At 65.8% G+C, this 2,310-nt stretch carries 2 protein-coding genes; both read right to left on the bottom strand.

Features of this window, described 5'->3' with window-relative positions; all coding sequences use genetic code 11:
* Nucleotides 1-4 precede the first annotated feature (4 nt).
* Nucleotides 5-1,123, bottom strand: coding sequence for a D-alanine--D-alanine ligase family protein (locus ACIPIA_RS14560; RefSeq protein ID WP_400510580.1), 1,119 nt, complete (start codon nt 1,121-1,123; stop codon nt 5-7).
* Nucleotides 1,124-1,229: 106 nt separating this feature from the next.
* Nucleotides 1,230-2,310 (bottom strand): sensor histidine kinase (locus ACIPIA_RS14555; RefSeq protein ID WP_400510579.1); only part of this gene is annotated, 1,081 nt, incomplete at its 5' end.

The following is a 2,310-nucleotide window of genomic DNA, read 5'->3' as shown; positions in this document are numbered from 1 at the left end:
CGGATCAGGACGCGTAGTCGGTCTTCAGGGCGGCCCGCTCGGCATGGCGCTCCTGCGCCAGTTCGATCAGGCGCGTGATCAGGGCCGGGTAGGGCAGGCCCGAAGCCTCCATCATCTTCGGATACATGCTGATCGCGGTGAATCCCGGCAGCGTGTTGATCTCGTTGAAGAAGAAGGCGCCGCTCCGACGGTCGAGGAAGAAATCGACCCGTGCCAGCCCGCTGCATTCGAGCGCGACGAAGGCGTCGATCGCGAGCTGGCGCACGCGTGCCATCTGTTCGTCGTCGAGCTTCGCCGGCAGGTCGACGGTAGCGCCGTCCTGATCGATGTACTTGGCTTCGTAGGAGTAGAACTCGTGCTGCGGGCCGGCGTTGAGCTCGCTCGCGACGCTCGCCACCGGCGGATCGCCGTCGAGCACCGCAACCTCGATCTCGCGGGCATCGATGCCCTGTTCGATCAGAACCTTGGTGTCGTACTGGAAGGCATCGGCGAGCGCGCCGTCCAGCTCTTCCCAGCGCTTGACCTTATGCACGCCGACGCTGGAGCCCATGTTGCAGGGCTTGACGAAGATGGGGAGCGTCAGCGCTTCACGCGCGGCCTTTAACGAGCCATCGACGTCGCGGCGATAATCGCGGCGCGACAGCGCGAGATAGGGCGCAACCGGGAGGCCGGCGAGCGCGGCAAGGCGCTTCGCGATGTCCTTGTGCATGCCGACGGCGGATGCCAGCACGCCCGAACCGACATAGGCGGCGCCCGAGAGCTCCAGCAGGCCCTGCACTGCGCCGTCCTCGCAGAGTGGGCCGTGGATCACCGGGAAGACCACGTCGACGGGCTCGATCGTCGGCGCTGCGGTGTCGGCCGGCAGGATGGCGGTGCGTTCGCCGTGCGGCTCGAGCCGGATCGACGGTGAATCCGCCGGAATCGGCAGGCTGTCGCCGTTGCTGGCTTCGATGCGGCGCAGGTCGTGGCATTGCCAGCAGCCCTGCTTGTCGATGCTGACCGGGACCGGCTCGAACCGGTCGCGGTCGAGGTAGCGCAGGACGGAGGCAGCCGATTTCAGCGACACCTCGTGCTCGCCCGACTTTCCGCCATAGAGCACGGCGACGCGCGTTTTCCGGTTCATGATCCGAGGGTCCGAGAAGGAGTGAAGGCGCCCCGAACGAGGCTGTTGCAATGTTCCCGATCGATGGGGCGATATTCGGGCGCGGTTTCGGCGTTGCGACCGTGTCTCAGGCTGCCCGTGATGCCGGCTCCGGCAGTGCGGCGAGCGTGTCCATCACGCGTTCGGCGGGCAGGGTAATCGTCACCTCGGTACCTGCGCGAGGCTTCGATTTGAGACTGAAGCCACCGCCATGCAGGTCGATCAGGCCCTTGACGATCGGCAGTCCGAGCCCCGAGCCCTGTTCCGCGGTCTTGATGGCGAGCGAACCGCGGCCGAAGCTCTGCATCACGATCGGGATTTCGTTCTCCGGGATGCCGGGGCCGGTGTCGGCAACGGAGACATACTGCCCGCCCGTTGCCGTCCAGCCGACCTTGATCGTGATCTCGCCGCCCTGAGGCGTGAACTTGATGGCGTTCGACAATACGTTGAGCACGGCCTGCCGCATCGCCCGCTCGTCGGCCCAGACCCGCGGCAGGTCGGGTTCCGAGAGCGACCGGATGCTCTGTCCCTTGGCCTTGGCGCGCAGCGCCAGCATGTGCCGGCAGTCGTCGACGATCTCGGCGAGCGACAGCGCTTCCTCGTTCAGCTCGTATTTCCCGGCCTCGATGCGCGACAGGTCGAGAATCTCGTTGATGAGATTAAGCAGATGCTGGCCCGAGCCGTGGATGTCGGCCGAGTACTCCTTGTAGGCGGCGTTGGCGTGCTCGCCGAATATCTCGCTCTTCATCACCTCGGAGAAGCCGAGGATGGCATTGAGCGGCGTGCGCAGCTCATGGCTCATCGTCGCCAGGAAGCGCGACTTGGCGAGATTGGCTTCCTCGGCCTTGCGGCGGGCTTCGTCGGAGTTCGCGTTGGCGGTTTCGAGCTCTGCGATCAGCGCATCCTTCTCGGCCCGGAAGCCGATCGAGGCGACCGAACTGGCGTAGAGACGGTTGGCCAGGAAGATGAAGAAGAGCTGCGCGGAGGCTGCCATCAGCGCCATGGTGACGCTGTCGATGTCGCGGCGTTCCCAGAAGAACGCCATGATACCGGCGATGATCGGCACGAGCCCGGCATAGACCGCAGTCGGGATCGTGGCGGAGAGCATCACGGTGAGCGCGCTGACGATGAGGAGCGACGTGGTCGCGAAGATCTTGGCCCCCGGTGCC

The sequence above is a fragment of the Allobosea sp. CER48 genome (assembly GCF_044752385.1).
In the GTDB taxonomy this organism is placed as follows: Bacteria; Pseudomonadota; Alphaproteobacteria; order Rhizobiales; family Beijerinckiaceae; genus Allobosea.
Note: the sequence above shows the minus strand (reverse complement) of the source record. Positions and strands in the feature narration are given on the sequence as shown.